This is a genomic window from Campylobacter concisus, from assembly GCF_002913545.1.
GTDB lineage: Bacteria > Campylobacterota > Campylobacteria > Campylobacterales > Campylobacteraceae > Campylobacter_A > Campylobacter_A concisus_AV.
Window position 1 is genome coordinate 120452 of the sequence record NZ_PPBR01000120.1, and the last position, 26226, is coordinate 146677.

Annotated in this window: 25 protein-coding genes; 6 read left to right on the top strand and 19 right to left on the bottom strand. The window is 41.3% G+C overall.

Translation table 11 applies throughout. From position 1 onward, the window contains the following. Positions 1–3 precede the first annotated feature (3 nt). The 18 genes from nuoH to rpsU form a co-directional block, all read right to left on the bottom strand. Positions 4–999, bottom strand: a complete 996-nt coding sequence (gene nuoH / locus CYP05_RS08275) for an NADH-quinone oxidoreductase subunit NuoH (protein WP_103642586.1) — start codon at positions 997–999, stop codon at positions 4–6. After that, positions 992–3292 carry an NADH-quinone oxidoreductase subunit G gene (locus CYP05_RS08280; protein WP_103642587.1) on the bottom strand — a complete coding sequence of 767 codons (2301 nt, stop codon included), beginning with the start codon at positions 3290–3292 and terminating at the stop codon, positions 992–994. The genes nuoH and CYP05_RS08280 overlap by 8 nt, the downstream gene beginning before the upstream one ends. Next, a complete protein-coding gene (locus CYP05_RS08285) occupies positions 3289–3999 on the bottom strand; it encodes a hypothetical protein (protein WP_103642588.1) in 711 nt (236 codons plus the stop codon). The genes CYP05_RS08280 and CYP05_RS08285 overlap by 4 nt, the downstream gene beginning before the upstream one ends. After that, complete coding sequence (locus CYP05_RS08290) at positions 3996–4226, bottom strand: NADH-ubiquinone oxidoreductase subunit E family protein (protein ID WP_012001121.1); 231 nt, start codon at positions 4224–4226, stop codon at positions 3996–3998. Before CYP05_RS08290 ends, CYP05_RS08285 begins: the two co-directional genes overlap by 4 nt. After that, a complete protein-coding gene (gene nuoD / locus CYP05_RS08295; protein ID WP_103642589.1) occupies positions 4223–5452 on the bottom strand; it encodes an NADH dehydrogenase (quinone) subunit D in 1230 nt (409 codons plus the stop codon). The genes CYP05_RS08290 and nuoD overlap by 4 nt, the downstream gene beginning before the upstream one ends. Then, positions 5449–6213: an NADH-quinone oxidoreductase subunit C gene (locus CYP05_RS08300; protein ID WP_103642590.1), complete on the bottom strand. Its 765-nt coding sequence runs from the start codon at positions 6211–6213 to the stop codon at positions 5449–5451. The genes nuoD and CYP05_RS08300 overlap by 4 nt, the downstream gene beginning before the upstream one ends. Beyond that, entirely contained in the window at positions 6210–6722 is a 513-nt protein-coding gene (locus CYP05_RS08305; RefSeq protein ID WP_103642591.1) for a NuoB/complex I 20 kDa subunit family protein, read from the bottom strand. The genes CYP05_RS08300 and CYP05_RS08305 overlap by 4 nt, the downstream gene beginning before the upstream one ends. After that, complete coding sequence (locus tag CYP05_RS08310) at positions 6704–7093, bottom strand: NAD(P)H-quinone oxidoreductase subunit 3 (RefSeq protein ID WP_012001119.1); 390 nt, start codon at positions 7091–7093, stop codon at positions 6704–6706. The genes CYP05_RS08305 and CYP05_RS08310 overlap by 19 nt, the downstream gene beginning before the upstream one ends. A 106-nt stretch (positions 7094–7199) precedes the next feature. After that, positions 7200–8834: a multidrug ABC transporter permease/ATP-binding protein gene (locus tag CYP05_RS08315; protein WP_103642592.1), complete on the bottom strand. Its 1635-nt coding sequence runs from the start codon at positions 8832–8834 to the stop codon at positions 7200–7202. Further along, on the bottom strand, positions 8834–10198 hold the full coding sequence (locus CYP05_RS08320) for a coproporphyrinogen III oxidase family protein (RefSeq protein WP_103642593.1): 1365 nt from the start codon (positions 10196–10198) through the stop codon (positions 8834–8836). The genes CYP05_RS08315 and CYP05_RS08320 overlap by 1 nt, the downstream gene beginning before the upstream one ends. A 190-nt stretch (positions 10199–10388) precedes the next feature. After that, positions 10389–11705: a hypothetical protein gene (locus tag CYP05_RS08325; RefSeq protein WP_103642594.1), complete on the bottom strand. Its 1317-nt coding sequence runs from the start codon at positions 11703–11705 to the stop codon at positions 10389–10391. Between the two features lie 29 nt (positions 11706–11734). Further along, positions 11735–12526, bottom strand: coding sequence for a DUF2314 domain-containing protein (locus CYP05_RS08330; protein ID WP_103642595.1), 792 nt, complete (start codon positions 12524–12526; stop codon positions 11735–11737). Between the two features lie 329 nt (positions 12527–12855). Beyond that, entirely contained in the window at positions 12856–13353 is a 498-nt protein-coding gene (locus tag CYP05_RS08335) for a YajQ family cyclic di-GMP-binding protein (protein ID WP_002942447.1), read from the bottom strand. Positions 13354–13356: 3 nt separating this feature from the next. After that, positions 13357–14286: a D-2-hydroxyacid dehydrogenase gene (locus tag CYP05_RS08340; RefSeq protein WP_103642596.1), complete on the bottom strand. Its 930-nt coding sequence runs from the start codon at positions 14284–14286 to the stop codon at positions 13357–13359. Between the two features lie 2 nt (positions 14287–14288). After that, positions 14289–15470 carry a glutathionylspermidine synthase family protein gene (locus CYP05_RS08345; RefSeq protein ID WP_103642597.1) on the bottom strand — a complete coding sequence of 394 codons (1182 nt, stop codon included), beginning with the start codon at positions 15468–15470 and terminating at the stop codon, positions 14289–14291. Positions 15471–15472: 2 nt separating this feature from the next. Beyond that, the gene (locus CYP05_RS08350; RefSeq protein ID WP_004318051.1) at positions 15473–16090 is read right to left on the bottom strand and encodes a UPF0323 family lipoprotein; all 618 of its coding nucleotides are present in this window, start codon (positions 16088–16090) and stop codon (positions 15473–15475) included. Continuing rightward, positions 16087–16719, bottom strand: a complete 633-nt coding sequence (locus CYP05_RS08355; RefSeq protein ID WP_103642598.1) for a DNA-binding protein — start codon at positions 16717–16719, stop codon at positions 16087–16089. The genes CYP05_RS08350 and CYP05_RS08355 overlap by 4 nt, the downstream gene beginning before the upstream one ends. A gap of 103 nt (positions 16720–16822) precedes the next feature. Continuing rightward, positions 16823–17035 carry a 30S ribosomal protein S21 gene (rpsU, locus tag CYP05_RS08360; protein ID WP_009294994.1) on the bottom strand — a complete coding sequence of 71 codons (213 nt, stop codon included), beginning with the start codon at positions 17033–17035 and terminating at the stop codon, positions 16823–16825. A gap of 143 nt (positions 17036–17178) precedes the next feature. Here rpsU and ccoG point away from each other — a divergent pair, with 143 nt between their 5' ends. The 6 genes from ccoG to CYP05_RS08390 all read left to right on the top strand — a co-directional run bounded on the left by ccoG (position 17179) and on the right by CYP05_RS08390 (position 25183). Next, the gene (gene ccoG, locus CYP05_RS08365) at positions 17179–18504 is read left to right on the top strand and encodes a cytochrome c oxidase accessory protein CcoG (RefSeq protein WP_103642599.1); all 1326 of its coding nucleotides are present in this window, start codon (positions 17179–17181) and stop codon (positions 18502–18504) included. A 30-nt stretch (positions 18505–18534) separates the two neighbouring features. After that, positions 18535–19161: a TetR/AcrR family transcriptional regulator gene (locus CYP05_RS08370; RefSeq protein WP_103642600.1), complete on the top strand. Its 627-nt coding sequence runs from the start codon at positions 18535–18537 to the stop codon at positions 19159–19161. A 107-nt stretch (positions 19162–19268) separates the two neighbouring features. Then, a complete protein-coding gene (locus CYP05_RS08375) occupies positions 19269–20426 on the top strand; it encodes an efflux RND transporter periplasmic adaptor subunit (protein ID WP_103642601.1) in 1158 nt (385 codons plus the stop codon). A 10-nt stretch (positions 20427–20436) separates the two neighbouring features. Beyond that, complete coding sequence (locus CYP05_RS08380) at positions 20437–23562, top strand: efflux RND transporter permease subunit (RefSeq protein ID WP_103642602.1); 3126 nt, start codon at positions 20437–20439, stop codon at positions 23560–23562. Then, entirely contained in the window at positions 23552–24934 is a 1383-nt protein-coding gene (locus CYP05_RS08385; protein WP_103642603.1) for an efflux transporter outer membrane subunit, read from the top strand. Before CYP05_RS08380 ends, CYP05_RS08385 begins: the two co-directional genes overlap by 11 nt. Before the next feature lie 21 nt (positions 24935–24955). Continuing rightward, positions 24956–25183 (top strand): hypothetical protein, encoded by a 228-nt coding sequence (locus CYP05_RS08390; protein ID WP_009295001.1) that lies wholly within the window; start codon positions 24956–24958, stop codon positions 25181–25183. Positions 25184–25310: 127 nt separating this feature from the next. Here CYP05_RS08390 and aqpZ read toward each other — a convergent pair whose 3' ends face one another. After that, entirely contained in the window at positions 25311–26018 is a 708-nt protein-coding gene (gene aqpZ, locus CYP05_RS08395) for an aquaporin Z (RefSeq protein ID WP_103642604.1), read from the bottom strand. Positions 26019–26226 lie beyond the last annotated feature (208 nt).

Below are 26226 nucleotides of genomic sequence, written 5' to 3' on the forward strand. Positions count from 1 at the left end.
GCCTTAGATAAGTAGTGCAAAGCCGGTGATTACGACATTTAAGATACCAAGCGGAAGTAAAATTTTCCAGCAAAGCATGCTAAGCTGATCGACCCTTAGATGCGGCCACGACGCCCTCGTCCAAAGAAAAAAGAAAAAGACTAGGCTTGATTTTAAAAGTATCATTAGCCCGCCTGGGATAAATAAAAACTCATTAAAACCACCCAAAAACAAAAGCGTGATGATGATGCTTGCTGCGATCATGTTGGTGTATTCGCCGATAAAAAACATCGCCCATCTCATGCCGCTATACTCGGTGCCATAGCCTGCTACGATCTCGGTCTCGTTTTCTGTTAGACAAAATGGCGTTCTGTTGCACTCCACAAAGCTTGCCATCACGAAAAGCACGAAAGCAAGGGGCTGCTTGAAGATGAGCCAGTTAAATATGCCTTTTTGGTAGTTGTTTATATCAACTAGCGAGAGCGAGCTAGCCACCATGACAACGCTTAAAAGTGCCATGCCAGCGACCACTTCGAAGCTAAGAAGCGCCACGACTGCGCGAGCGGCGCTAATTAGTGCAAATTTATTGTAGCTTGCAAGACCTGCTGCAAGTGGCGAAAAGACGCAAACCGCTGCCACGCCAGCGATATATAAAACGCCCACATTTATATCTGCAAGTATCGGTCTAATCGTATGCCCAAAAACCTCAAACTCTGGCAAAAATGGCACGGGCGCAAGCGCTGCAAATGCCGCGATAGCAGAGATTAGAGGGGCGATAAGAAATATAAATTTATTTGCATTTGCTGGGACGATGTCCTCTTTTGTAAAGAGCTTTATCATGTCAGCCACGATCTGCAGCACACCAGCAGGCCCCACCATATCAGGTCCCACGCGGCGCTGCATGTAGGCTAGCACCTTTCTTTCGGCGTAGGTCGCAAGCCCTGCAAGGCTAGCCATGACGGCCAAGATGACGACTGCTTTAACAATAGTTGTTATCACAAAAAATAGCATTTCACTCATTCTCTGCCTTTATTATTTTTACGCTTGCGTAACTCTTGCCCTCAAAAATGGCGCTTACATCAAGCTTATCATCGTAGTCGCCAAGATAGGCTGCCACGCCTCCTAGCTCGCTATCAAGCTCCACGCAAATGGCAAGCTTTTGCCCATTTTTTTCTAAAATGACCGCTTCATTTTGTGAAATTTCAAATTTAGCCATAAACTCGCTACTTGCATAAAGTTTCGCGCGTTTAGCTATCTGGCTAGCATAGTTTGCAAAAAATGAAGGCAAATTTATAGGATTTGCAAGGCTTATTAGCGCTTCATCCTCTTTTAAATTTAGCTCATTTTTCTCTTTAAAAAGTGGCTCTACGTCCTCTTTTGGCGCGAAATTTGAAATTTCAAGCTTGTAGCCTCTGTGGCTTGTGCCGTCATTTGCGTAAAAGTTTTCTAAATCATCAAATTTAACGCCCCTATAGCCCTTCTCTTTTGGTAGTTGCGCTGTGTAGTCGATCGTATTTTTAGCCGCTATGTTAAGCGCATTTGCGATATCGTTTAAGAAGTAGCCATTATGAGCCAAAGCCGCATTTGTCGGCACTACTTCGTTATTTATGCTTGTAAATGTGCCCTCTTGCTGATTTAGCGCACCAGCGTCAAGGTCGCCCTCAAAAATGCTAAATTTAAACTCGCCCATTTCGTTATATCCTAGCGTCTTACCAGGCTTTTTCTCGTGTGAAAGCGTGCAAATTTTAGCCACGCCAAGCGAGTTTGTGCGAGGCGGTATGAGCATTACACGAAACGGCGTAGTTCTTGCGATCACTCCAGCAAGAGCGGCAAGTAAATTTGCATTTTCATGAGCGTAAAAGTCGCTACCCAAAATGAGCGTAAATTTAGCCTTGCCTTCGCAGAGGGTAGCTACTTCTAAGCCAAAGCTCTCTTCAAATTTTTCAACTCTTGCCTGAAGTGCTGCTGGTAAATTTTCACCCCAATTTTTAAACACAAAGAGTAAAATTTGCTCCAAATCCCCAGCCTCATAGCTCACACAGGCGAAATTCTTTGAAAATTTCTTCACCACTTCATCAGCGATGTGATGAAAGTAAATTCCAGCAGCTTTATTCATCTTAAGCGCGTTATTTAGCTTATAGCTAGTTACTGGGCTCTCATGGCGCAAGAAGCTACCAGCCGTGATCACAAAGTCGCTATTTTTTAGGCTCTCATAGTCTGCGTTATACGAGCTAAGGCCGCTAAATTCGCTAAAAATATTTAAGAAATTTTGAAATTTAAAAGCCTCATCGTTTAATAAATTTAGATCAAATTTCTCTCTCAAGCGCTCCAAAATAAGCGCCTCTTCATTTGTTATGAAGCTATTAAATTTTATATTTTTTATGTTGCCGTTTTTAAAATTTAAGACTAGCTCATTAAATTTCACCTCATTTTTGCGGGCATTTTCGTTGTGAAAGTCGTAGCCAAACCTTGCCGCACCGCTGATCTCGCCAAAGTGAAAGTCATTGCTAACGCGGTAAATTTGCTTGCTTCTATCGCTAGTGCTTTTCTCTTTTATGTCATAAAAAATGAGCTCGCAGTCGCTTTGGTGCGGATTTGCCGCTGGGACGTGGCTTAGCTCCCAGATGTTTGAGCTATACTGGAAATTTGAGCTAACAAGCGCGCCAACAGGGCAGACGCTGATGCACTCGCCACAAAATGAGCAGTCTAAATTTTCGCCCACACTTGGGGCAATTAAGCTCTTTTGCATCTTGCTAAAGACGGCGTAGGCATCTTTTGGCATGCTCTCTTTTAGCTCTTTTGGCACTTCAACGCCCCTTGGCACCGTTTTTAGCGCGCTCTCGCCGATCTTATCTTTGCAAACCGTCACGCACCTCTCGCAGACCACGCAAAGGGCTGGGTCGTAGTTTATTAGCCCCCATTTTTTGTGCGGTTTGTGCGTATCCTCTATGGCGAAATTTTGCTCATTTACGCGTAAATGCGCCGTTAAATTTTGCAATTCGCACTCGCCACTTTTGTCGCAAATGCCGCATTGAAGGGGGTGATTGACGCAGTAGGTCTGCATGATCGCATTTCGCTCGGCAGCGATCTCTGGCGTGTTTGTGTAAATTTGCATATCCTCTTTGGCTTTGGCGTTGCAGCTATAGACCACTTTGCCGTTTGCTTCGACCATGCAAAGCCTGCAAGCAAGCGTTGGCGAACAGCCGCTAAGGTAGCAAAGCGCAGGGATGTAGATGCCATTTGCCCTTGCGATGTTTAGGATGCTCTCGCCCTCGTTTGCCTCTAAAATTTGATCGTTTATGGTGATTTTCATTTGCTAACTACTACTTGTTTAAATGCATATCCATCAAAATTTTTTGCGCCAAGCACGGCAACCGTGCCTTTTAGCGTTGGATCAAGCCTAAATTTAGCGCTCACGCTAAAGTCTTTTGCCTTTAAATTTAAAATTTCGCCATCCTTTGCCTTTGCCACGATGCCAAACTGCACGCCGCCCACGATCTCGTCGCTTGCGTTTTTGTTTAGATAGACGACCGCTCCGTCAAAATTGTCAAGCTCTCTTAGCTCGCCAACTTCGCCACCTGCTGCAAATTCTCTCACTTCGCCGCCTGCTAAAACGACATTTTTGCCTAAAATTTCAAGTAGCCAAAAGATAGCCTCTTTGTCTGGATGAGTAAAAAAAGAGTCATCAATGATCACGTTTTTAACGTCCTTTATCCACTCGCCAAGCTCCTCAAACTCCTCCTCGCCCACGTTGCACTCGCCGCTTATAAGCCCGTCATCAAGCTCATCAAAAAACTCATTTTGCACCAAATTTGCATACTTGCAAAGAAGCGCCAAGACATAGCTTATCGATCCTATCTCGCAGCGGATCAAATTTTTACTGCCAAGCTCGTTATCTTCAAAGCATGAGATATATTTAAACTCGTGCTCTTTTATCTTTTTTGCTAAATTTTTGTCGCTCAAACTTAGTAAATTTGCGATGCTTAGGCTCTTGCCTGCTATTAGATCATTAAATTTCATATCTTGCCCTTTTTTATCGTTAATGCCCAATCAACTTGGTTAAATTTAAGCGAGTTCATCACCTCGCAGTTTAGGTTATAAGCCAAATTTACGGCCTTCTCCACACCGCTGTAATCACCTATCTCAAACAAAAATATCACCACTTCGCCTGGCTCGCTCGCCTTTATCTGCTGTCCAAGAGCGCTCAAAAACTCGCCCTTTAGATGCCTAAGATCGACCCTTCTCATCTATCAACCTCGCCTAAGATGATATTTGTGCTGCCAATTATTGCGGCCACGTCTGCCACATACTGCCCAACTAGCATATCTTCGTAAATAGCGCAGTGCCAAAAGCTTGGCGTGCGAATTTTTAGACGGTACGGGCTTGCGCTACCGTCTGAGTTTATATAAATGCCAAGCTCGCCCTTTGGCGACTCACTAGCAAAGTAAATTTCACCCTTTGGTGGCTTTAGCCCCTGAGTTATCAGCACAAAATGCTGCATTAGTGAGTAGTTTTGGCTCATTATCTGCTCTTTTGAAGCGCTCACATACTCTGGTGCGTCGGCGATGATAGCGGGGCTACTTGTTTGATACTTGCTAACGCACTGCTTTAAAATTTTCACGCACTCGCGCATCTCTTTCATATAAAGTAGGTATCTCGCGTAGCAGTCGCCCTTTGTAGCGTAAGGCACGTCAAATTCTAGCTCGTCGTAGATGAGATATGGCTCTTCTTTTCTGATGTCGCGTGCCACCCCGCTTGCTCTTAGCATGACGCCAGAGCAGCCACTACTAAGGGCTAGCTCTTTGCTAACTACGCCCACGTCTATTAGCCTTGCTTGCCAAATTCTATTTTCACTTAGCAGACCTTCGTAAAGCGTGATGTCGCTTGGAAATTTCTCGCAAAATTTAAGCAGCTCCTCGCACCAGCCATCAGGCAGATCAAGCGGCACGCCACCGATCCTTATCGAGCTATGCGTTAGCCTTGCGCCGCAGTATTTTTCTATGAGATCAAGGACGTATTCACGCTCTCTAAATGCGTATAAAAAGACGCTCATAGCCCCCACGTCAAGGGCGTGCGTAGCTAAAAATAAAAGGTGCGAGCTGATGCGGTTTAGCTCCAAAAGCATCACTCTAATGATCTGCGCACGGCGAGGCACTTCTATAGCGCAAAGCTTCTCCACAGCCGCGCAAAATGCGTAGTTATTCGCACTTGATGCGATGTAATCGACCCTGTCAGTCACTGGGATAAATTCTTGATAGGTCATATTTTCAGCCATCTTTTCAACGCCTCGGTGCATAAAGCCAACCTCTGGCATAGCGCGCACGACCTTTTCACCATCAAGCTCAAGCACAAGCTTTAGCTGACCGTGTGCGCTTGGGTGCTGCGGGCCAAAATTTAGTATCATCTTGCCGTCATTTTGCTCAAATTCTAAATTTTCAAAAAATGGTTTTAAGCGGTTTGGTGCCTGGCTCAAGGTCTTTCCTTTACTATCTGGCTTTGGTTAAATTTAGCCTTTTTGACAAATCTCACGCCGCCTTCTTCTTGATACTCGTACTCTTCATTTTCATCAAACACTCTTGAAAAGCCAAAGGTATCTTTCTCATCGACAAAGGCTGGGTCACGGTTCTCTTCGCCGATCTGCTCTCTAAATTCACGCCCAAAAATTTTATCCACCTCGTACCATTTAGCAGCCTCGTCGCCAACTAGCGGATAGCTTTTTAGTAGTGGGTGCGAGTGCCAGTCATCAGGCATTATAAGACGCTTTAAATTTGGATGATCTTTGATGAGAACGCCACTTAGATCATACATCTCACGCTCCGCCCAGTTTGCACTTTTGTAAAGTTCGCAGACGCTTTTTAGCATTTCATCCTTTTTGACAAAGCACTTTACTCGCGTGCGCCTATTTTTAGTGATACTAAGAAGCTGATAAAAGACCTCGTATCCACCTTTTTGAGCTATATAATCAATCGCTGCAAGCTCGCAAAGCTGCTCGTAGCCAAAGCCTTTTAACGTTTCAAGCGCTTTAAAATTTTCACTAGAATTTACGTAGAGAACAAGTTGGTCAAACTCTACATAACTAGATAAAATTTGCACTCCGCTTTGCTCTAAAACAGCCAGTTCTTCGTCAAATTTAGAGCAACTTGCTGCTTCTTTTGGCGTCTCTTTAGCTATATAAAATTTCTCGCTGTAATACTGCTTTTTTTGCAGGTCGTTTTTTGGCTTATACTCTCTCATATATCTAGCTTTCTTGGATTTTGCGCCCTAAATGCACTTTGTTTTCTTATCTTTTTTTGAAGCATCATAAGTGCGTACTGAAGTGTCTCTGGGCGCGGGGCACAGCCTGGGATGTAGATATCGACAGGGATTATGCGATCGACACCTTGAACGGTTGAGTAGGTGTTAAACATACCGCCAGTGTTTGCGCAGCTACCCATCGAGATGACCCACTTTGGCTCAGGCATCTGGTCGTAAAGTCGCCTTGTAAATTCAGCGTGCTTTTTAGTTAGCGTGCCAGCTATGATCATCACTTCTGAGTGCCTTGGACTAGCGCGAAATATAGTGCCAAATCTATCAAAGTCATATCTGCTAGCACCACTTGCCATCATCTCGATCGCACAGCATGCAAGCCCGTAGCTAAGCGCCCAAAGCGAGTTGCTCCTGCCCCACTGCACGAGCTTATCAACGGTCGTTAAAACTACTGGCAGACCGCCATTTGCAGCGTAGTTTATCTGATGCTTTGCCATTTAAAGACTCCTTTTTGCCAAGCGTAGGCAAAGCCTATGAGTAAGATCGCCACAAAAAGCAGCATCTCGATGAGCCCAAATAGCCCAAGCAGCCTAAAATCCACCGCCCACGGATACATAAAAATGACCTCAACGTCAAATAAAATAAATAAAATTCCATAAAAAAAGTAGTGGATATTTATCTTATTTGGCTGTTTTACGGTTGTCGGTCCGCACTCGTAAAAGCCAACTTTTAAGCGCTCAGTGTTGCGGTTGGCCAGCTTTTTGCTTATCTTTGAAGATAAAAATGTTATCAAGCTAAATGAACAAGTAGCTAACAAAAGTATGATAAAAGCGCCAAGATAGGTGCTGTCAAGCTCTGAGTGTGACATACTTCGCCTTTTTTAATTTTTCAAAATTCTACTAAATTTAAATTTATTTGATCTTGAAATAGCTCAAGAGTAGCGATGTAAATCTCTTTTTGTGTAAAAAATACTCTTATTTTATCTTTTCCACAGCGTCTTTTGCGGCACTTATGCGCTCAGCCTCATCAAGCTCGCGCACAAAGCCATCTTTTACTAAAATGATCCTAGTTGCCACGTCAAAGTAGCTATCGTCGTGGCTTACAGCGATGACACTCACACCCTTGCTTTGCAAAAACGGCAAAATTTCTTTGTAAAATTTTCGCTTGAATAATGGGTCTTGATCGGCCGCCCACTCATCAAGGATAAGGATAGAGCGGCGCTCTAAGATGGCTATTAGCAGGCTTAGGCGCTTTCTCTGACCGGTTGAGAGCTGCGTGGTGCTAAGCTTATTATCAACGACACTTACCTTTTTATCGATCTCAAGCAGAGCCAAGAGTCCCTCTATATCGCTTTGGCTAGCAAAGCCATTACGAGAGAGTGTTTGCGAAAATAGATAAAAATCAGCAAAAATAGCGCTTATTTTGGCTTGATAGCTTTGTAAATTTGCATCATCTATCTTTGTGCTATCAAGGTAAATTTCGCCGCTACTTGGGCGGATAAGTCCGCAAAGCAAATTTATAAGCGTGCTTTTGCCGCTGCCATTTTTACCTATGATAAATGTTATCTCGCCGCGTTTGATCTCTAAATTTACATCATTTAGGCTAAATTTGCCGTGGTCGTAGTTGAAATTCAGATCCTTTAGCCTGATACTTTGCCACTCATCGCTTAGACTATCATCAAATTTAAAGCCTTCTTTAAATTCATTTAAATTTAAACTCATGATCTTCTCTAAGCTCACCTTTGCGCTAAGTGCGGCTGGTATGGAGCCAACCATGCTCATAAATGAGCCTCTTAAAAATAGTATCGTTAGGCTTATACTAAGTGCTGTTTGCAGGCTCGCCCAGCCAAATGCCACGCACAAAAATACGCAAAGTCCGACTGAGCCAAGCAGCATCACGTTTGTGAAATTATCACTTAGTGCGTGAAATACGTCAGCTTTTACCATGCTTTGGCGCTTCTTATCGCCTGTCAAATTTAGCTCATCAAAGCAAATTTGCGCTCTTGCTCTGTTTAGACTAAGCTCTCTGTGCCCCTCAACGATGTCGTCGTAGTGTCTTTGCAGCGCGTCATCTTGCGTCCTTGAGTCTTTAAAATAGAAGTGAATTTTCTTCATAAAAAGCGTGTTTATAAAAAGTGTCGCACCGATCCAAACGGCTAGAAATATAAAAACTTTTGGCGCGATCACGCAAAGATAGATGCTCGCGCAGATGATGAAAACTAGGCTTTGTATGAAGCCAGTAGCGCTCATAAAGGCAAATGTGATCGTTTTTATGTCGTTGTTTAGACTAGCTATGATCTTTGCCTTGCCGATCTCGTTTATCACGCTATTTGGCGTGTCTAAAATTTGCTTTACGCTTTGATATCTAAGCTCATAGATAAATTTATGTCCAAAATTTGTGAGCGAGATGTTTGCGGCGATGGCGCTTAGAAAAAAGAGGAGCAAAACCGCTATAAATTTAACCGCCACAAAGGCGTCAAATTCTTTTAAATTTACAAGTTCGTTGTTTATAAAAGAGAGCGTCCAGACGCCAAGCCCGCTAAAGGCAAGCGTCAGGATCACTATTTTGATTATTGAAAAAAGATTGCTTTTTATTAAATTCGCAAGCATTACATGGCAGCACGTGGCTGGATGATGTTTTGATCAAATTTTTGCTCGGTATCTTCGCTCATGATGTGAAGCACTTTGCTGCGTTTGATCTTCGCGTCATCCTTAAATATCGCGCGCACCTTGTCCATGCCAGCGTAGAAGTCGCGCATAAGCACGACGCAGATGTATTTGCCAAAAAATGTTGGCTTGATAACGCCATTTTCTTCGTAGATCGCATTTACAAGTTTTAGCAAGCTAAGCTCGATAAATAGGTCTTTGTTGATGTTTGCCCCGTTTTGCTCGTTGTAGGCTTTGATATCCACAGCACCGTCAAAAAGCCTTGTTAAAAATGTATATTTTAGTCTCTCTTTTTTGCTAAATGCGCATTTTGCGATGACTGGGCTTTGTCTATCTTTGACCTTTCTGCCGTAGTCAAGTAGGTTAAAGGCATTTATCACAAGCTCGCCGTTTAAGAAGCTAAACGCCCCACTTCCAACACCCACATACTCTAAATTTGAGCCTACATATTCGTCGCGAAGGTCTGCGCTTTTTTCATTTGAAAACGCCCAAGCGTTGCTTTGCCTATATCCGCCCTTAGCAAATTCACTCACGATGATCTCGTAAAATTCGCGTTCATTATCGACGTTTGAGACGCCTAGTGCGCGAGCGATGTTCTCTCTTGTTAGCTCTGATTTCATGAGCGGATAGAAGGTGATTTGCTGTGGGGAGATCGATTTTGCAGTATTTATGTCGTTTATTAGCTGCTCTTTTGTTTGATTTGGCAGGTTAAAGATGAGATCTAAGCTGATGACTGGTATCTTGCCGATAGCCAGCTCGAGCTTTCTTTTTGTCTCTTTGGCTGAGCCAAATTTCTCATATCTGCCAACCCTTTTTAACGTCTCATCATCAAAGCTTTGCACGCCTACGCTTAAGCGGTTGATGAGCCCATCAAAACGGCTTAGGCTCTCTGGTGAGATGTGATTTGGGTCGCTCTCTGCTGAGACGTCCTCTATGCTAAAGAGATCTTTTGCGAGTTTTAGCGTTTTTTCAAGCTCTGGCTCGTTTATAAGCGTCGTGCCACCGCCCACATAAAGCGATGTAAAGTCAAAGCCAACCTCTTTTACCTGCCTCATCTCCTCGCGTAAATTTTCAAAGTAAATTTTCGCAAGCTCCTGCTCGTAGTGGTACTTGTGAAACGAGCAATACGGGCAAAATGTGTGACAAAATGGCACGTGAGCGTAGAGCATATATTTTTTGTCTTTTTTTGGAGTTTTGGTGTAAGTCGTGTTTAAAATGTCTATGTTAAATTCGTTGTATAGCGATTTTTGTATAGAATTATGAGCGTAATTTACAGCAAAACTCTCAACAATATTTTTAAAAATCATAATTAATCGCCTTAAATAAGTTAGTTTTAATTTAGTCCATTAGGATAGCCAAATTTTAATAAATTTAGCCTTGCATTAACGTAAATTTTGAGTAAAAAATGCAATCATTTTTTAAATTTTCTATTTTTACAAACCTGCGATTTTTACATATCTAGCTCGCTTTTGCTCTATAAATTTAAGCTTAGCCTACTTACTCTTTTACCCTTGAGATGACCTTGCTTGAGTCAAGCTCAAATTTCACTCCGTCTTTTGTCTGCAAGTAGTAAAATTTACCGATATTGCAAAGCGACTTCACATCATAAATTTTAACCGCCTTTTCATCTATCTCGCAAGGCGTTTGCTCTTTGCCTTTTGTCTCGCAAAGTGAGCTTGGTAGCGCTTTTAACGCACTTTTATCTACAAGTAAAAATTTATAATCCACATCGCCTATGTTAAAGGTTTTTGCTGTGTATTTGATAAACAAAAGCGAGTTTGAAACGATCATAAGCGAAAGCGCAGCGTAAAAAACAAATGAAAAGTCCTTTGTCTCTTTGATGCTCGCAACGCCTAGCACAAAAGAAAGCATAAGCGAGCAAAAGAGTATCCAAAGTGCCAAAAATCCGCCATCTTTTAAGACGACAACCAAAATGATAAAGAGCAAAAGCATGATAATCGATAAAAGATAGATGATGAAATTTGATCTATCTTTAAAGAAAACTGCCAAATTTACCCCAGCATAAGAGAGCAAAAGTAGCGATAAAATAGCGCTTTTGCTGTAGTTTAGCTTGAATGCTGCAAAGGCTAAAATGGCAAATGAGATGAGCGTTAAAAAATAGATGAAATTTGAGCTATAAAAAAATAGAAATTTCGGCTTTTTAAATTTATATTTTTTATCGTCATTTTGGTAAAGATAGGAGACAAAGACCAAGATAGCGATCTCAAAAGCCGTCACGATCGCGGTCGCGCAAAATAGCAAGATGCCTGTAAATATCATCTCTGAGCTATCTAAACTCGGAAAATAGCCGATCACAAAGCCAAAATACAAAAAGTAGCAAAGCATGCTGACAACTGGGACGATGAAATTTGAGTGCTTAAAGAAATTTGTAGCGCACTCTTTTATGAAATTTGCCTTTAAATTTGCCGAGTGCTCGCCAAGACGGCTCTCAAAATACGAATTAAAAAGCAGCTCATTTTTTATCTTTTCAAGGCCCTCCTCATCGCTATTTGCTGCGCCTTTATAAATTTCATAGTTTTTGTCTTCAAAATCCTTTGCGATCTCATCTTTTATGTCTAAGATCACGAAGCAAATTCGCTCTTTTAGCTCGCTAAGCTCCTTTGAAATTTCAGCATAATTTGTCCTATTTAGCTTTAAATACAGCTCGCATTCGCTTTCTAAAAGCGCTATTAGCCTACCTTGTTTGCTGCCTATGATATGAGAGTTTAAAAACCTAGCCTTAATGAAATTTATAAATTTACTAGCCTCTTTTACGCTCTCATCTTTTTCACTTAAAATGTCTTGATAGCTCAAATTTAAATCCTAAAAATTTACACGAAATGCTATTTAAGGACCTTTGCGATTTCGCTCCAGCCTATTTGCTTAGCAAGTTCAGCTGCGGTTTTGCCACTTTTTGTGCGGGCGTTTTTGCTAGCGCCATTTTCTAGCAAGAGATTTACGATCGTTAAATTCCCAGCAAGTGCCTCGTGGTGAAGCTGTGTAAAGCCAAGCTCGTCAGTGTCTGCGACCATACTTGGATGCGCTTTTATATACTGCTCCACCTGGCCGCGCATATTTTTGCTCATCGGATGCTCTATCAAATTTTCTGGATGCTCTTTTTGCTCGAAAACTACCAAAATGTCGTTATAATCGCCAAAATCAAGCCCCCAAGCCGCATCATGCTCGGCTAGCTCATCTTTTTGCATGCGTGAGCGCATCGCCTGCACGCTAAAGCCACCATAAGCACGTCCGTCTATCGCAAAAAACCAGTCGCTCATATCGGTAAATTTTGCACTTATTTGATCGCCAACTTTGACGTTTTGCACGCTATCTGGCTCATTTACGAGCGTGCCATATATCGTCTCGCCGTCAAATTCAACGTCATTTACCCACATGTGCTCGCCAACTTCTTCGCCATTTATGACATCTAAAAAACAAATTTTTACCATCGCATAATCAAGCATAGGTACGATCCTACGGCGCTCCCAGTAAAGCTCACGCCAAAAATACTTAAAGCTCTCACGAGCTTGCTCAAATGCGCACTGCATGTAGTCTTCGTCGCTACTTACAAAATAGATCGGCATCTGCTCGCCAAGGTCTATTTGCTTACCAAGTATTTTCTCAAAAAAGCCCATTTTTTACTCCTTTTTAGAATTTAGATAGATCAAATTTAAATAAAACGATAAGGCGAAATTTCATCCACGAATACGCCAAATTTCAGATACAAAATCATGCGAAATTTCGCAAATTTAGCCCAAAATCCTGTGAGATTTTAAATACAAAATTCGCACATTTATTTCGCAAAATTAGGCGAGGCGATTTAAATTTTTGTGATGGGAGTTACCGAGTTAGTAATGACCGAGCAAAAATTTAAATCAACGACGCATAATAAAGCGAAAATATGCGATATAGCCTGCGGAGCGAGAATTTTTCTAGCCCATTTAAAGGCGCTCGCGAGAAGCCATTATTTTAGGTTTTTAAAGCTTATCGGAAGCTCTAAATTTAACCCCCTAACAAGCTTTATACACTCCTGCAGATCATCTATGCTTTTGCTTGTTACTCTGATCTCTTCGCCCCTGATCTGCGCGCTTACTTTGATCTTTGAGTCCTTAATCGCTTTGGTGATCTTTTTTGAGTTTTCACTATCAAGCGTATCGTTTAGCTTTAGCGTCGCCTTTAAATTTCCCCCACTTGCTGGCTCTCTTTTTGTCTCTGTGATCGCCACTGGTGGGATGTTGCGCTTGATGAGCTTTGAGATCACGATATCTTTTAGCGCGTCGATCTTGTTGTCACTTGAGCTAAGAAGCGTGATAAATTTCTCCTTTTCATTTAGCTCAACTTCAGCCGCAAGCCCCTTAAAGTCATACCTCGCCGCGATCTCTTTTTTAGCCGTTTCAAGAGCATTTTTAACCTCCATCATATCGACTTCAGCGCTTATATCAAAGCTATGTTCGCTTGCCATTTTCTATCCTTTTATAAATTCTTCTATATTTTTAACCATGAGTGAGATCAGCCGTTTTCTAGCCTCCAAGCTGCCCCATGCTACGTGCGGCGTGATGAGTAAATTTTCTTTGTTTTTTACATTTAAAAATGGGCTATTTTCGCTCATTGGTTCGCTTTCTAAAACGTCGGTGCCAAAGCGTAAATTTCTCTCATCTATCGCCCTTGCCATCGCTGCTTCATCCACTATGCCGCCACGCCCTAAATTTAGCACTATCGCATCATCTTTTAGCAAATTTATCTCGTTTGTGCCCAGTAAATTTCTAGTCTTTTCATTTAGCGGTGCGTGGATGCTGATGATGTCGCTGCTTCTTAGTAGCTCGTCTAAGCTTTTTTGCGCAAATTCGCTATTTTTATTTGCTCCGCTTGTCGAGTAGTAGCTCACGTTTGCACCAAATGCACGTGCTGCTGCTGCCACTCCGCGTCCTATCTCGCCAAGTCCGATGATGCCAAACTCTTTGCCAGCGATCTCGCTGATATCTGCGCCAAGATAGGTGAAAATTTCACTCTTCACCCACTCGCCACTTTTTACGTAGTGATCGTAAAATTTGATGCGGTTTGTTAGCTCAAAAAGCAAGGCAAATGTGTGCTGCACGACGCTTGTGGTTGAGTAGCCAGCGACGTTTTTAACGGCTATGTTTTTAGCTTTTGCGTACTCAAGATCGACATTATTCATCCCAGTTGCGCTTATGCAGATAAGCTTTAAATTTGTCGCGTCCATCACGGCTTTGTCGATGATGACCTTGTTTGTGATGACGATATCAACGCCCTTTAGACGGGGCACGACCTCATCGCTTTTGGTTTTTTGGTAGCTTATAAACTCGCCAAATTTTTTAAAAACACTAAGATTAACGTTTTCTCCAAGCGTTGCCGCGTCTAAACAAACGATCTTCATCTTTAGTCCTTAATAAAATGTCCTACAAATTTAGAGTAGTTATCTAAAATTTTGCCGCCCTTTCTATATCCAAGCGCGCACGCTTCATAAGCGTAAAACACCCCTGCTTGGTAGCTCTCGCCCCTCTCATCTTGGTTAAACTCGTAAAATTCTTGATAGATGGCTTTGTTTGAGTCGTATTCGCCGTCATTGCTTGCTATTTGTGCGCCGTTTTCATCGTATATCGAGACGTTTGCACCTTCTCTGCCAAATACCGGCTTTTTCACATATTTTTTGCCTTTTAGCGGCTCATTTGAGGTTTCAAGCAAGAGCGGGTGATTAGGATAAAGATCCCAAAGGATTTTTAATATCCCTTTGCTTTGGAAAAGCAGCGTATAGGCTGGATTTATGATGATAGCTTTTTGATTTTTTACAATGTTTGAAAGTATCAGAGCCAGCTCGCCCTCATCGATAGCTATGCTCTCCCAAGGGACCAGCTTGAACCAATACTCGAAATTTTCATCATTTTTAAAAATGCCCTCATTATCGTCAAAAACAACCTCATCTACGTAGGCAAAGTCTGTTTTAAAGCCAGCCTCTTTTGCGATGTATTGCAATAGTTTTACAGTCTGCTCATCCTCGATACTGCCTGCGATACTGCTAAAGAGTATCCCCCACTCCTCGTAAAGCTCGTCAAAGTCCGCATCCTCGTCGCCAAGCGTGATGAGGCGTTTGAAATTTTGCTTTAGCGACTCGTAAAGGTCGTTAAACTGGGCAGCTTCATCCATATGATTTAGCTTTAGCATAGCCCACTGGATGATCGCCGTCTCAAAAACTGCCGTTGGCGTGTCAGCGTTAAATTCAATGAGCTTTATAGGCTTACCATCAAGCCCGCCAGCTAGGTCAAACCTGCCGTAAAGGTGCCAATGAACGTCATTTTCCCAGCTATTTTTAATGATATCAACAAGGTTAAATGGTATGCCTATCTCGTGAAAAAGGTTGTTGTCGATCACGTGTTGAGCGGCATTTACATACATATCATATAGCTCGTTTGCCGCCTCGTAGTAGGTATTTGCCTCTTTTTCGCTTACTTGCACGATCTCATCAGCGATATACGAGCTGTTGTCGTTATCTGTATGCCATGCAAAGCCGATTTTCTCCATAAATTCGTTGTTTAATGGGGTGATTTTTCTTAAATTTATCATTTTCAGCCTCCAAAGCTTGATGAGCTAGAGCCTGATTTTGAGCCACCACCGAAAAATCCGCTCTTACCGCCACTGCTTCTTGCAGCAGAATTTGCCGCTTTTTGCTTATTAAAGCTATCCACACTTCTTGTGTAGGCACTTGGATTTTTATATGTGCTTTGGCGGTTTGCTTGGAAATTTTGGTTACCAAAGAGCTTACTGCCTATCCAACTACCAAGTATCGCGCCAGCTGCTGAGGCAAGGATCGTCTCGCCAAGGCTTAGCCCGCCGCTACTTAGCTGTGCGTCACTAGTTCTTGTCAAATTTGAAGTATTATTGTCGATCTTTGCATTTGCTTGCGCTAGAAGCTTATCGATCTCGTCTTTGCTTAGCACGCGCTCAGTGCCGTTCATATCTTTTAGCACAACCCTAGTTTCGGTGCTTGGGTACTCTTCTAAGATTTTATAAACGCCAGGTGCGCTCTCCTCGATGATGACAAAGGCGCCGTTTTTTTGCGCAACTTCGTTTAGTGCGTTTTCATTACCGCCATCGTCGCTTCCACAACCAGCAAGTCCAGCCATGATAATGGCACCAAATCCCCCAACCGCAGCATAAGTTGCTATCTTTTTAATGTGTTTCATATCTCTCCTATCAACTCTTTTAAATTTTTATGTCTTCTAACAAGTATCACGCCTCGTTTAAATTTTATAAATTTGGAGTGATGTATCGCTTTTATTATCTTTTCACTGATCTTTTTTGTCGCTTTTGGCTTTAAATTTAACTCCTTTAGATATTCGCTTAAATTTATCCATTTTGACTCGTCCTCTATCTGCGCATCTATCGCCACTTCGCTTGCGGCACTTTCGTTTTTAGGTGCTAAAAGTGGCCTTTGCATAGCATTTAGAAACTGCATGAGCTTCTCGTCTCTGTCCTTGTAAATTTGCAAAATTTCATTTTTGCGTTCGATGAGCATCTGCTCTTTTTCTTTAAAAAGCCTATCTTTATCGGCTTGCAAATTTAAATTTAAGCTCTTTAGCTCATTTAGCTCATTTAGCAAGTAACTTACAAACTCGTCGTTTTGGGATTTAGGTTTTGTGCTTTTTGGGGCGGTTTTTGTGGGTTTTTCGCTACCTGGCTCCTCGTCAAGGATGACAAATTTAGTGCCATTTTCAATGACCGTTTTTAACGAGCCTCGGCGAATTCTATTATAGACTGCTTCTTTTGTTATGCCTAAAATTTCTGCAGCTTCATTTACAGCTAGCTTTTGCATCGGATTTCCGTTTAAAATAAAATAAAAAAATTGCTTTGATTATAAAAAAATAAGGCTAAAAGAAGAGTTAAACAAAGAGAGCAAAGCCCTCTTTGTCTTGGTTTTAGAGTCTTGACTCGTAGCGTCTAAGCATATAAAGACGTTTAAGCATTTTCTTGCGAGCAGCAATTTTTTGTTTCTTGCGGATCTCAGTTTTAGGCTCAAAAAAGCGTCTAGCTCTTGCTTCAGTAACGACTAAATTACGGTCAGTTTGTTTTTTAAACTTTCTGTAACCCTCGTCAAATGACTCGTTAGGATGTACCTTAATACCAGGCAACGTCCTCACCACCTTTCAGATTAAAATAAGTCGTGAGTATAGTTTAACTTTCATAAATTTAAGCTTTTAGGCAAATTTAAAATATTTAATACTTTTTTAATAACCCAAAATTTATAATCTTAAAATTTCAAAAAAGGCTTACCATGTCAAAGGATGTTCATCTTAGCTACGCCAAGAGGCGTTACATTTTTTTCGCCTGTATCACGTTATTTGTATTTATTTTGCCATTTATCAGGATAAATGACGCGCAACTATTTTTGCTGAGCTTTGATAAGAGCAGAGTTGATCTATTTTTTACAAAATTTGACATGCAAGAGCTATATTTGCTGCCATTTTTGTTTATCACTTTGTTTTTAAGCATATTTTTCTTAACGACGCTTGCAGGGCGAGTTTGGTGCGGTTGGAGCTGTCCACAGACCATTTTTAGAGCGGTATTTCGTGACCTTTTGCAAACTAAAATTTTAAAGATCAGAAAAAACATACAAAACAAACAAAATGAGCCACAAGGTCAAATTTTTAAGCGTGCGTTAGCTGTTGGAATTTGGTGCGTTTTAGCCCTTGTAATCGCTGCAAATTTTATGTGGTATTTTGTGCCACCACTTGATTTTTTTGCTTATCTAAATGATGCAAGCGAACATAAAATTTTACTTGCATTTTGGCTTAGTATCGCTGCTTGGCTAGTCTATGACGTGGTCATTTTAAAAGAGAATTTCTGCGTCTATGTCTGCCCGTATGCGAGGGTGCAGTCAGTTATGTTTGATAGCGACACGATACAAGTTATCTACAATCAAAAACGAGGCGGCGTCATATATGATGGCTGGGAGAAATTTAAAAAGCCAAAAGAAGAAGGCGCACTTTGTACTGGGTGCGAGGCCTGCGTGAGGATATGCCCGACACATATAGATATAAGAAAGGGCATGCAGCTTGAGTGCATAAACTGCCTTGAGTGTAGCGACGCGTGCGCTAAAGTGATGGGGCATTTTAACGAGAGCTCACTTATAGAGTGGAGAAGCATAAATTCTCAAAATGAAAATAAAAAGGTAAAAATTTTTAGATTTAGAACGGTTGCTTATCTTGTCATTTTGTGCGTAGTTTTGGTAGCTGCAGCGCTGATGAGCGGCAAAAAAGAGAGCATGCTTTTAAATATAAATAGAACTAGCGAGCTTTACAAGGTTTTAGATCAAGGTGAGGTTGAAAATTCTTACGTTTTTTTGGTTCAAAATACCCAAAGCAATGATCATAAATTTTACTTTGAGATAGATGATAAAAGCATAGAAATTTCTCGTCCAAATAAGCCTTTTACACTAAAAGCTGGCGCAAAGCAAAAGGTCATCGTCACGCTAAAATCAAAAAATGAAAACAAAAGCGAAAAAGATCTTTTAAAACATATAAATATAAGAGCTTACGCCACTGACGAGCCAACTATCAGCGTGCAAAGAGCTAGCACCTTTATCTATCCTAAAAGATGATAAAATGGCGAAAATTTAGCGGGAAGTGAAATGGCGATCTCAGAAAAAGGCAAAAAACGATACGAGCTCATCGTAAAAACAGCACTTGAGCTATTTTTAAAAAATGGCTACGAAAAGACAAGCCTTAGCGATATCGTGGCGATAAGTGGCGGCTCGCTTGCTAGCATTTACACATTTTTTGAGAGCAAAGAGGGGCTTTTTCAAGCGATCATCGAGCAAGAGATAGATGCGCTTATAAAAGAGGTCGATGAGAGGATAGATCTTAAAATTTCTCACAGCTTGGAGGAGTTTTTAACCAAATTTGCAACCATCATCTTTTCTATCGTTTGCAGTAAAAGGCACATCTCACTTGGCAGGATAATGATGAGCGAGGGCTCTAAAAATGGCGGCAAACTTGGCAGGACATTCTTAGATCAAATTTTAAACAAGATCGACCTTGTGCTTATAAATTTCTTTGAAAGAGATGAGGTAAAATCACAGCTAAATCCAAAATTCTCAGCCAAATTTATCACAAAGTGTTTTATACAAAGTGTGATCGGGCTTTGCTACTTTGATTCTCTTATGTTAAACGAAGAGCCAAAACTAAGCAAAAAAGATCGTGAAGAGCACGTTACTTTGTGTGTTGAGCTATTTTTAAATGGCATCATTAAAAAGTAGAATTGACTTTTAATTTATATTTAGTTATAGTCAGTAACTTTTATAATTTGTAATGAAAATTACAAAACTAAACTTGGGATTAAAATTTAAAATTAAGAGAGGTTTTTATGTTGAAATTTAAGAGTTTTTTTGTGCTTTCAGCTGCCGTTTTTTTGCTTTCTGGCTGCTTTGAAAGTGGCGACAAAAAGGCTGCTGCAGGCCGCCAGATGCCAACATCTCATGTTGATATTTTCGTGGCTAAAAAGACGGATGTGCCTATTAGCTTTGACTACACAGCCACAGTTACAAGTAACCAAGATGTCATCATCTATCCAAAGGTTGGCGGCACGATCATAAAGCAGTTTTTTAAGCCTGGCGATAAGGTAAAAGCTGGAGAGAAGTTATTTCTCATAGATCCAGAGAAATATCAAGCCAGCTACGACTCACTTGATGCAGCTGTTGGCGTTGCAAATGCAAATTTAAAAAATGCCGAGACTGAGTTTAAAAGAATTTCTGCCCTTTATAAGAAAAATGCAGTCTCTCAAAAAGACTACGACGCAGCCGTTGCAGCTTACGATATCGCAAATGCAAATTTAGTAAGCGCAAAAGCAAATTTAAAAAGTGCAAAAATAAATCTAGGATACACAAGCATAGTGGCTCCATTTGACGGCGTAGTGGGCGATAATAAAGTCGATGTTGGCTCACTTGTAGTAGCGAGCCAAACACAGCTTGTAAGACTAACTAAGATAAATCCGATTGAAGCTGACTTTTACATCGCAGACGTGGATAATCTAAGCAGAAAAGCAAATTTAGATAGTGGCGCTTGGCAGCAACTAAATAGCGAGGCTGTCTTAAATTTAAACAATGAAGATTTCACTGGCAAAGTGACATTTATAGATAATGTCGTAAATACCGCAACTGGCAGCGTTTTGGCAAAGGCTAGCTTTGATAATAGCGAGGGTAAAATTTTGCCAGGTGCGTTTGGTCATATAAAGATGAGCGGATTTGTTCAAAAAAATGCCTTTAACATCCCACAAATCGCCCTTCAGCAAAGCGCTACAAACACTTATGTTTTGGTCGTAAAAGATGGCAAAGTAGGTCAAAAAAATGTAAAAACTAGCTACCAAACAAAAGATATGGTCGTAGTGACCGAGGGTCTTGAAGAGGGTGATAAGATAATAGTTAATAACTTCCTTAAAATCGGAGTTGGCGCACCAGTTGAAACTGATAAAGACCTAAGCGCAAATTTCTTAAACAAAGATGCAAACGCTACAAGTAGCAAGTAAAGGCAGATAGATGTTTTCAAGATTTTTCATAAACCGCCCGATATTTGCAACTGTTATATCTATCATCATAGTTATAGCAGGTTTTATGGGTATCAAAGGGCTTCCTATAGAGGAGTATCCAAGTCTTACACCGCCTACTGTCTCTGTAACTGCGACATATAGCGGCGCTGATGCACAGACTATCGCTGACTCAGTCGCAAGTGCCATTGAAGATCAGATAAATGGTGTTGAAAATATGCTTTATATGCAAAGCACCTCAAGCTCAGCAGGTACTATGAATATAAGCGTCTATTTTAAGATCGGCTCATCAGCAAAGCAAGCTACGATCGATGTAAATAACCGCGTGCAAGCTGCCCTTTCAAGATTGCCTCAAGAGGTGCAAAGCATGGGCGTAACAGTGCGCGAAAGAAGTGGCTCGATCCTTCAGGTTGTTGGCTTTACAAATCCAAATATGAACCTAGTTGAGCTATATAACTACGTAAATTTAAACATCGCTGATGCGATCAAAAGGGTAAATGGTATCGGTGATACAGTGCTAATTGGCAACAAAGAGTATTCGATGAGAATTTGGCTAAAGCCAGACAAGCTCGCTCAGTTTAAACTAACTCCAAGCGATGTCATCTCTCAAGTAAGAATTCAAAACTCACAATACGCAGCTGGCAAGATCGGCGAGCAGCCATCAAAAGGTGAAAATCCTTATGTTTATTCAGTAGTTTCTGAAGGACGTTTTAAAGATCCAAAACAATTTGGCGAAATTTTGATAAAAAGTGAAAACGGCAGCGTCGTCAAGCTAAAAGAGGTCGCCACAGTCGAGCTTGGAGCTGCTAGCTACGCATCTGAAGCTATGCTAAATGGCAAGCCAGCAGTGCCACTTTTGCTATTTTTACAAAACGACGCAAACGCACTAGCAACTGCTGAAGCGGTCAAAGCAAAGCTTGAAGAGCTAAAGAAAACCTATCCAGTTGGCCTAGAGCACACGATAGCCTACAACCCAACTGAATTTATCACCGTCTCAATAGACGAAGTCATAAAAACTTTCATAGAAGCGATGGTGCTAGTTCTTATCGTAATGTACTTTTTCTTAAAGAGCTTTAGAGCTACCATCATACCGATGCTTGCTGTGCCAGTCTCTATCATAGGCACATTTGGTGGGCTTTATGTGATGGGCTTTAGTATAAATTTGATCACACTTTTTGCCCTGATCCTAGCCATCGGTATCGTTGTGGATGACGCGATCATCGTTATAGAAAACGTCGAGAGAATTTTGCATGAAGATAAAGAGATAAGCGTAAAAGACGCGACATTTAAGGCGATGGAGGAGGTGCAAACTCCGGTTATCTCTATCGTGCTAGTGCTTTGCGCGGTTTTCGTGCCAGTTTCATTTATGGAGGGCTTTGTTGGCGTTATACAAAAGCAGTTTGCGCTAACACTTGTCGTTGCTGTTTGTATCTCAGGCTTTGTCGCTCTTACTCTTACGCCAGCGCTTTGTGCGGTTATGCTTAAGAAGCAAGAGAACAAGCCATTTTGGATAGTTCAGAAATTTAATGACTTCTTTGACTTTAGCACTAGGCTCTTTACAGCTGGCGTGGCAAAAATTTTAAAACACGTCATTATTAGCTTTATAGTCATTGGCATAATGGGATTTGCAACGTATGGCTTGTTTCAAAAGGTGCCAAAAGGACTTGTGCCTTCAGAAGATAAGGGTGCTTTGATGGTTATCACCTCACTTCCACCTTCAACAAATATGCTAAAGACTAAAGAAGAGGTAAAATCTATTAGTAACGCCATTTTGAGCAATCCAAATGTCGAATTTACCATGGGCTTTGCGGGCTATGATATGCTCGCTAGCTCACTTAGAGAAAACTCAGCCATTAGCTTTATCAAACTAAAAGACTGGAGCGAGAGAAAAGGTGCAACTGACGGTGCAGATGCTTTGGTAGGTCAGTTTAATGGCATGCTTTGGGGATCAAAAAACTCGATGACCTTCGTCGTAAACGTGCCACCTATCATGGGTCTATCAATGACTGGCGGCTTTGAGATGTATCTACAAAACAAAAGTGGAAAAAGCTACAACGAGATAGAAGCAGACGCTAGAAAGGTAACTACAGCAGCAAACGCAAGACCTGAGCTAACTGGCGTAAGAACGACGCTTGAGACGAACTACCGTCAGTTTAAGATAACAGTTGATAAAGAGAAAGCAAGGCTATTTGGCGTAAGTGAGAGTGAAATTTTTAGCACAATAGCGGCTACTTTTGGCTCTTACTACATAAATGACTTCAACCTTGCTGGTAAATCTTACCGCGTATACGCAAGGGCGAGCGATAACTTTAGAAACAACCCTGAGGATCTAAGAAAGATTTTCGTCCGCTCATATGAGGGCGAGATGGTGCCATTAAATTCAGTAGCGACGCTTACAAGATCGATCGGACCTGATATCGTTGATAGATTTAACCTCTTTCCAGCGGCTAAGATCATGGGCGATCCAAAACCTGGCTACACATCAGGTGATGCGATAAGGGCGATCCAAGAGGTCGTAAATGACACGCTAAGTAGCGACGACTACGCTATAAGCTGGGCTGGAACTGCGTATCAAGAGGTAAATTCTCAAGGAACAGGCACGGTTGCCTTTATCTTTGGTATGGTCTTTGTCTTTTTGATCCTTGCTGCTCAGTACGAAAGATGGCTCATCCCACTTGCGGTTATCACAGCCGTGCCATTTGCAGTATTTGGCTCATTGCTGGCTGTTTGGATAAGAGGGCTGACAAACGACATCTACTTTGAGATCGGTCTTTTGCTACTCATCGGTCTAGCGGCCAAAAACGCCATCTTGATCGTAGAATTTGCTATGCAAGAGCGCGAGAGCGGAAAGAGCATATTTGACTCAGCTGTAAATGCGGCAAAACTTCGCTTTAGACCTATCGTAATGACCTCGATCGCATTTACTCTAGGCGTTTTCCCGATGATTATAAGCACAGGCGCTGGCGCTGCATCTCGCCACTCACTAGGAACTGGCGTGGTTGGCGGTATGATCGCATCAACAACGATAGCGATATTTTTCGTACCTATGTTTTACTATTTGCTTGAAAATTTAAATGAAAAATACTGGAAAAAGGGAGCAAAAAAAGATGAGAAATAAGGCGTTTATACTTATAACAGCGGCGTTTTTGGCTGGTTGCTCGTTTCGCCCAGATATGCCAAATGTGGATACAAATTTCACCTCAACATACACTTTCGAGACAAGCGACATAAGAGATCTTTGGTGGAAAGAATTTCACGATGAAAATTTAAATTCTCTAGTCGAAAGCGCGCTTGAGAAAAATACAAATTTACGCATTGCATATTTAAATTTACAAAAAGCAAAGGCAAGTCTTGGCATTGCTGAGGCTGACTTGCTACCGGAGGTAAATTTAAACGCAGGTGCCACAAGAACTAGAAATAGTGCCGAAACTGCCACACACATGCCTCAAACTACTTCAAAAAGCTATGAGATAAATTTAGGTCTTAACTACGAGATAGATCTCTGGGGCAGAGTAAGAAATAGCGTGCTTGCAGCTAATGAAAATTTAAATGCGAGCAAATTTGACTATGATAGCGCTAGACTAAGCCTTAGCTCAAGTGTGGCAAAAAGCTACTTTGCTCTAGTGTCACTAAACATGCAAGAAGCGGTGCTAAAAGAGACACTAAAGACCTACGAAGATACGTTAGCACTTCGCAAGACACAGCTTGATCTTGGTGGTATAGACGAGATGACCTACCTGCAAAGTAAGGCTGAAGTAGAAAGAGCAAAAACAAGCCTAACTTCAGTGCTAAACTCAAAGTCACAAGCACTTACTTCACTAGCCATCCTAACTGGCAAGAGCAATGATGAAATTTTAAAAGGAGCCGTTGCTAGTGCGCAAAATTTACCAAGCTCACCTGAGATAAAGGCTGGCATCAGCTCAGATGTCTTGCTTAGAAGAAGCGACGTGGCAAAGGCGCTAGCTGATCTAAAAGCTACAAATGCCCTTGTTGGCGTAGCGCGCGCTCAATATTTCCCAACGCTATCCCTTACAGGTCTTTTTGGCTTTGCAAGTGATGAGTTTGATAGAATCTTTATGGGCAGCGCAAGCGTTTGGAGCTTGGGGGCAAATTTAACACAGAAAATTTTTGATTTTGGTAGGACAAAAAATAATGTCCGCGTTGCTGAGACAAATGAGCAAATCGCAGCTATCACTTACGAAGCGACTGTTAGATCGGCCCTTGGCGAGGTTAGAGATGCCCTTATCTCAAGGCAAAACGCGAAGCTCTCTTTGGATCAGGTAAAAAATTTGCTACAATCGCAGCAAAAAATTTATTCGCTTGCTAAAGATCAATATAATGCTGGCTATATCGGTCACTTAGAACTTCTTGATGCGGAGAGAAATTTGCTTCAAGCAAAGCTTCAAGATGTCTCTGCAAAGCTTGATGAAGTAGATAGCGCAGTCGAAGTTTATAGAGCACTTGGCGGCGGATTTAAGGTAGATAAATAAACTCAAAAAGGAGAAAAGTTGATGACTAAGATTTTAAATTTCTTATTTTCTTGGGGATTTTTTGTTTTTGCTATCGCTCTTGGCGTAGCATTATGGTTTGCGATAAATTACGTGGATACTATTAGGCTTGAGTCAAGCTTTTATGATATCGGCGAGATATTTATGATGGCAGCTGTCTTTGGTATCGTTTTTTACCTAGTTGCAGCGATATTTGTTATACCTATTAGGGCTATGACAAAAAAGGCCTAAATCCTCTTTTCATCTAAGAATTAAATTTCTTAGATGATCCCCAAAATATCTTATAAATTTCTTTTTACTTATTTAAATTTGAAAGAGTAGAAAGGGCGAAGATCACCTCTTGAAGTATAAAATTTGATTATTTTGTGCTTTTGCAGCCGCATGTGCAGCCTAAAATCCTATAAATAATAGCTCCAATGATCGCTCCAATGATAGGCGCAACCCAGAAAAGCCAAAGCTGTTCTAGTGCCCAAGTGCCTTGAAATATCGCAACGCCAGTTGAGCGAGCTGGATTAACCGATGTGTTTGTGATAGGTATCGAGATAAGGTGGATAAGTGTCAAGCCAAGGCCAATAGTGATCGGTGCAAAGCCCTTTGGAGCACGCTCATCAGTCGCACCTAGGATGATGATAAGGAAAAACGCAGTTAGAACTATCTCTGCAACTAGCGCTGAGACTAGATTGTAACCATTTGGTGAGTGCTCTCCGTATCCGTTGCTAGCAAAACCGCTTGCAACCGCGTCAAATCCAGCCTTGCCTGAAGCGATAAGATATAGCACAGCAGCAGCTGCAGTCGCTCCGATAACTTGTGCGATGACGTAAGGCACGAAGTCTTTTTTGTCAAATCTTCCGCCAACTAGCAAGCCAACTAAGACAGCAGGGTTGAAGTGTCCGCCACTGATGTGACCAACTGCGTAAGCCATCGTAAGAACTGTAAGACCAAAAGCAAACGCAACACCTACAAATCCAATACCAAGCTCTGGAAAAGCTGCTGCAAATATCGCGCTACCGCAACCTCCAAAAACTAACCAAAATGTGCCAAAAAACTCGGCTAAATATCTCTTCATTTTCTCCCTTTTAGGTAAATTAAAAGTGTAGTAGATGCGTCATATTGCAAAAATATTCTAAAAATAAATTTTAAAATATATATCTTTTATAAAAGCAATCAAAGTTTTTTATGTTTTTATTTTGCATTTTATATCCAGCATATTAATAATTTTACTTTATAATAATCAATCCTTAAGAGAAAAAATTAATATTAAGAGTAAAATAGGC

Excerpts from the sequence above, each read along its gene's own strand:
- CYP05_RS08280 (WP_103642587.1), bottom strand. The coding sequence starts at position 3,292 with ATGAAAATCACCATAAACGATCAAATTTTAGAGGCAAACGAGGGCGAG.
- CYP05_RS08340 (WP_103642596.1), bottom strand. The coding sequence starts at position 14,286 with ATGAAGATCGTTTGTTTAGACGCGGCAACGCTTGGAGAAAACGTTAAT.
- CYP05_RS08335 (WP_002942447.1), bottom strand. The coding sequence starts at position 13,353 with ATGGCAAGCGAACATAGCTTTGATATAAGCGCTGAAGTCGATATGATG.
- CYP05_RS08285 (WP_103642588.1), bottom strand. The coding sequence starts at position 3,999 with ATGAAATTTAATGATCTAATAGCAGGCAAGAGCCTAAGCATCGCAAAT.
- CYP05_RS08300 (WP_103642590.1), bottom strand. The coding sequence starts at position 6,213 with ATGAGAGAGTATAAGCCAAAAAACGACCTGCAAAAAAAGCAGTATTAC.
- ccoG (WP_103642599.1), top strand. The coding sequence starts at position 17,179 with ATGTCAAAGGATGTTCATCTTAGCTACGCCAAGAGGCGTTACATTTTT.
- CYP05_RS08355 (WP_103642598.1), bottom strand. The coding sequence starts at position 16,719 with ATGCAAAAGCTAGCTGTAAATGAAGCTGCAGAAATTTTAGGCATAACA.
- CYP05_RS08290 (WP_012001121.1), bottom strand. The coding sequence starts at position 4,226 with ATGAGAAGGGTCGATCTTAGGCATCTAAAGGGCGAGTTTTTGAGCGCT.
- CYP05_RS08330 (WP_103642595.1), bottom strand. The coding sequence starts at position 12,526 with ATGGGCTTTTTTGAGAAAATACTTGGTAAGCAAATAGACCTTGGCGAG.
- aqpZ (WP_103642604.1), bottom strand. The coding sequence starts at position 26,018 with ATGAAGAGATATTTAGCCGAGTTTTTTGGCACATTTTGGTTAGTTTTT.
- CYP05_RS08385 (WP_103642603.1), top strand. The coding sequence starts at position 23,552 with ATGAGAAATAAGGCGTTTATACTTATAACAGCGGCGTTTTTGGCTGGT.
- CYP05_RS08370 (WP_103642600.1), top strand. The coding sequence starts at position 18,535 with ATGGCGATCTCAGAAAAAGGCAAAAAACGATACGAGCTCATCGTAAAA.
- CYP05_RS08350 (WP_004318051.1), bottom strand. The coding sequence starts at position 16,090 with ATGAAACACATTAAAAAGATAGCAACTTATGCTGCGGTTGGGGGATTT.
- CYP05_RS08345 (WP_103642597.1), bottom strand. The coding sequence starts at position 15,470 with ATGATAAATTTAAGAAAAATCACCCCATTAAACAACGAATTTATGGAG.
- CYP05_RS08380 (WP_103642602.1), top strand. The coding sequence starts at position 20,437 with ATGTTTTCAAGATTTTTCATAAACCGCCCGATATTTGCAACTGTTATA.
- CYP05_RS08305 (WP_103642591.1), bottom strand. The coding sequence starts at position 6,722 with ATGGCAAAGCATCAGATAAACTACGCTGCAAATGGCGGTCTGCCAGTA.
- CYP05_RS08390 (WP_009295001.1), top strand. The coding sequence starts at position 24,956 with ATGACTAAGATTTTAAATTTCTTATTTTCTTGGGGATTTTTTGTTTTT.
- CYP05_RS08315 (WP_103642592.1), bottom strand. The coding sequence starts at position 8,834 with ATGCTTGCGAATTTAATAAAAAGCAATCTTTTTTCAATAATCAAAATA.
- CYP05_RS08310 (WP_012001119.1), bottom strand. The coding sequence starts at position 7,093 with ATGTCACACTCAGAGCTTGACAGCACCTATCTTGGCGCTTTTATCATA.
- nuoH (WP_103642586.1), bottom strand. The coding sequence starts at position 999 with ATGAGTGAAATGCTATTTTTTGTGATAACAACTATTGTTAAAGCAGTC.
- CYP05_RS08320 (WP_103642593.1), bottom strand. The coding sequence starts at position 10,198 with ATGATTTTTAAAAATATTGTTGAGAGTTTTGCTGTAAATTACGCTCAT.
- CYP05_RS08375 (WP_103642601.1), top strand. The coding sequence starts at position 19,269 with ATGTTGAAATTTAAGAGTTTTTTTGTGCTTTCAGCTGCCGTTTTTTTG.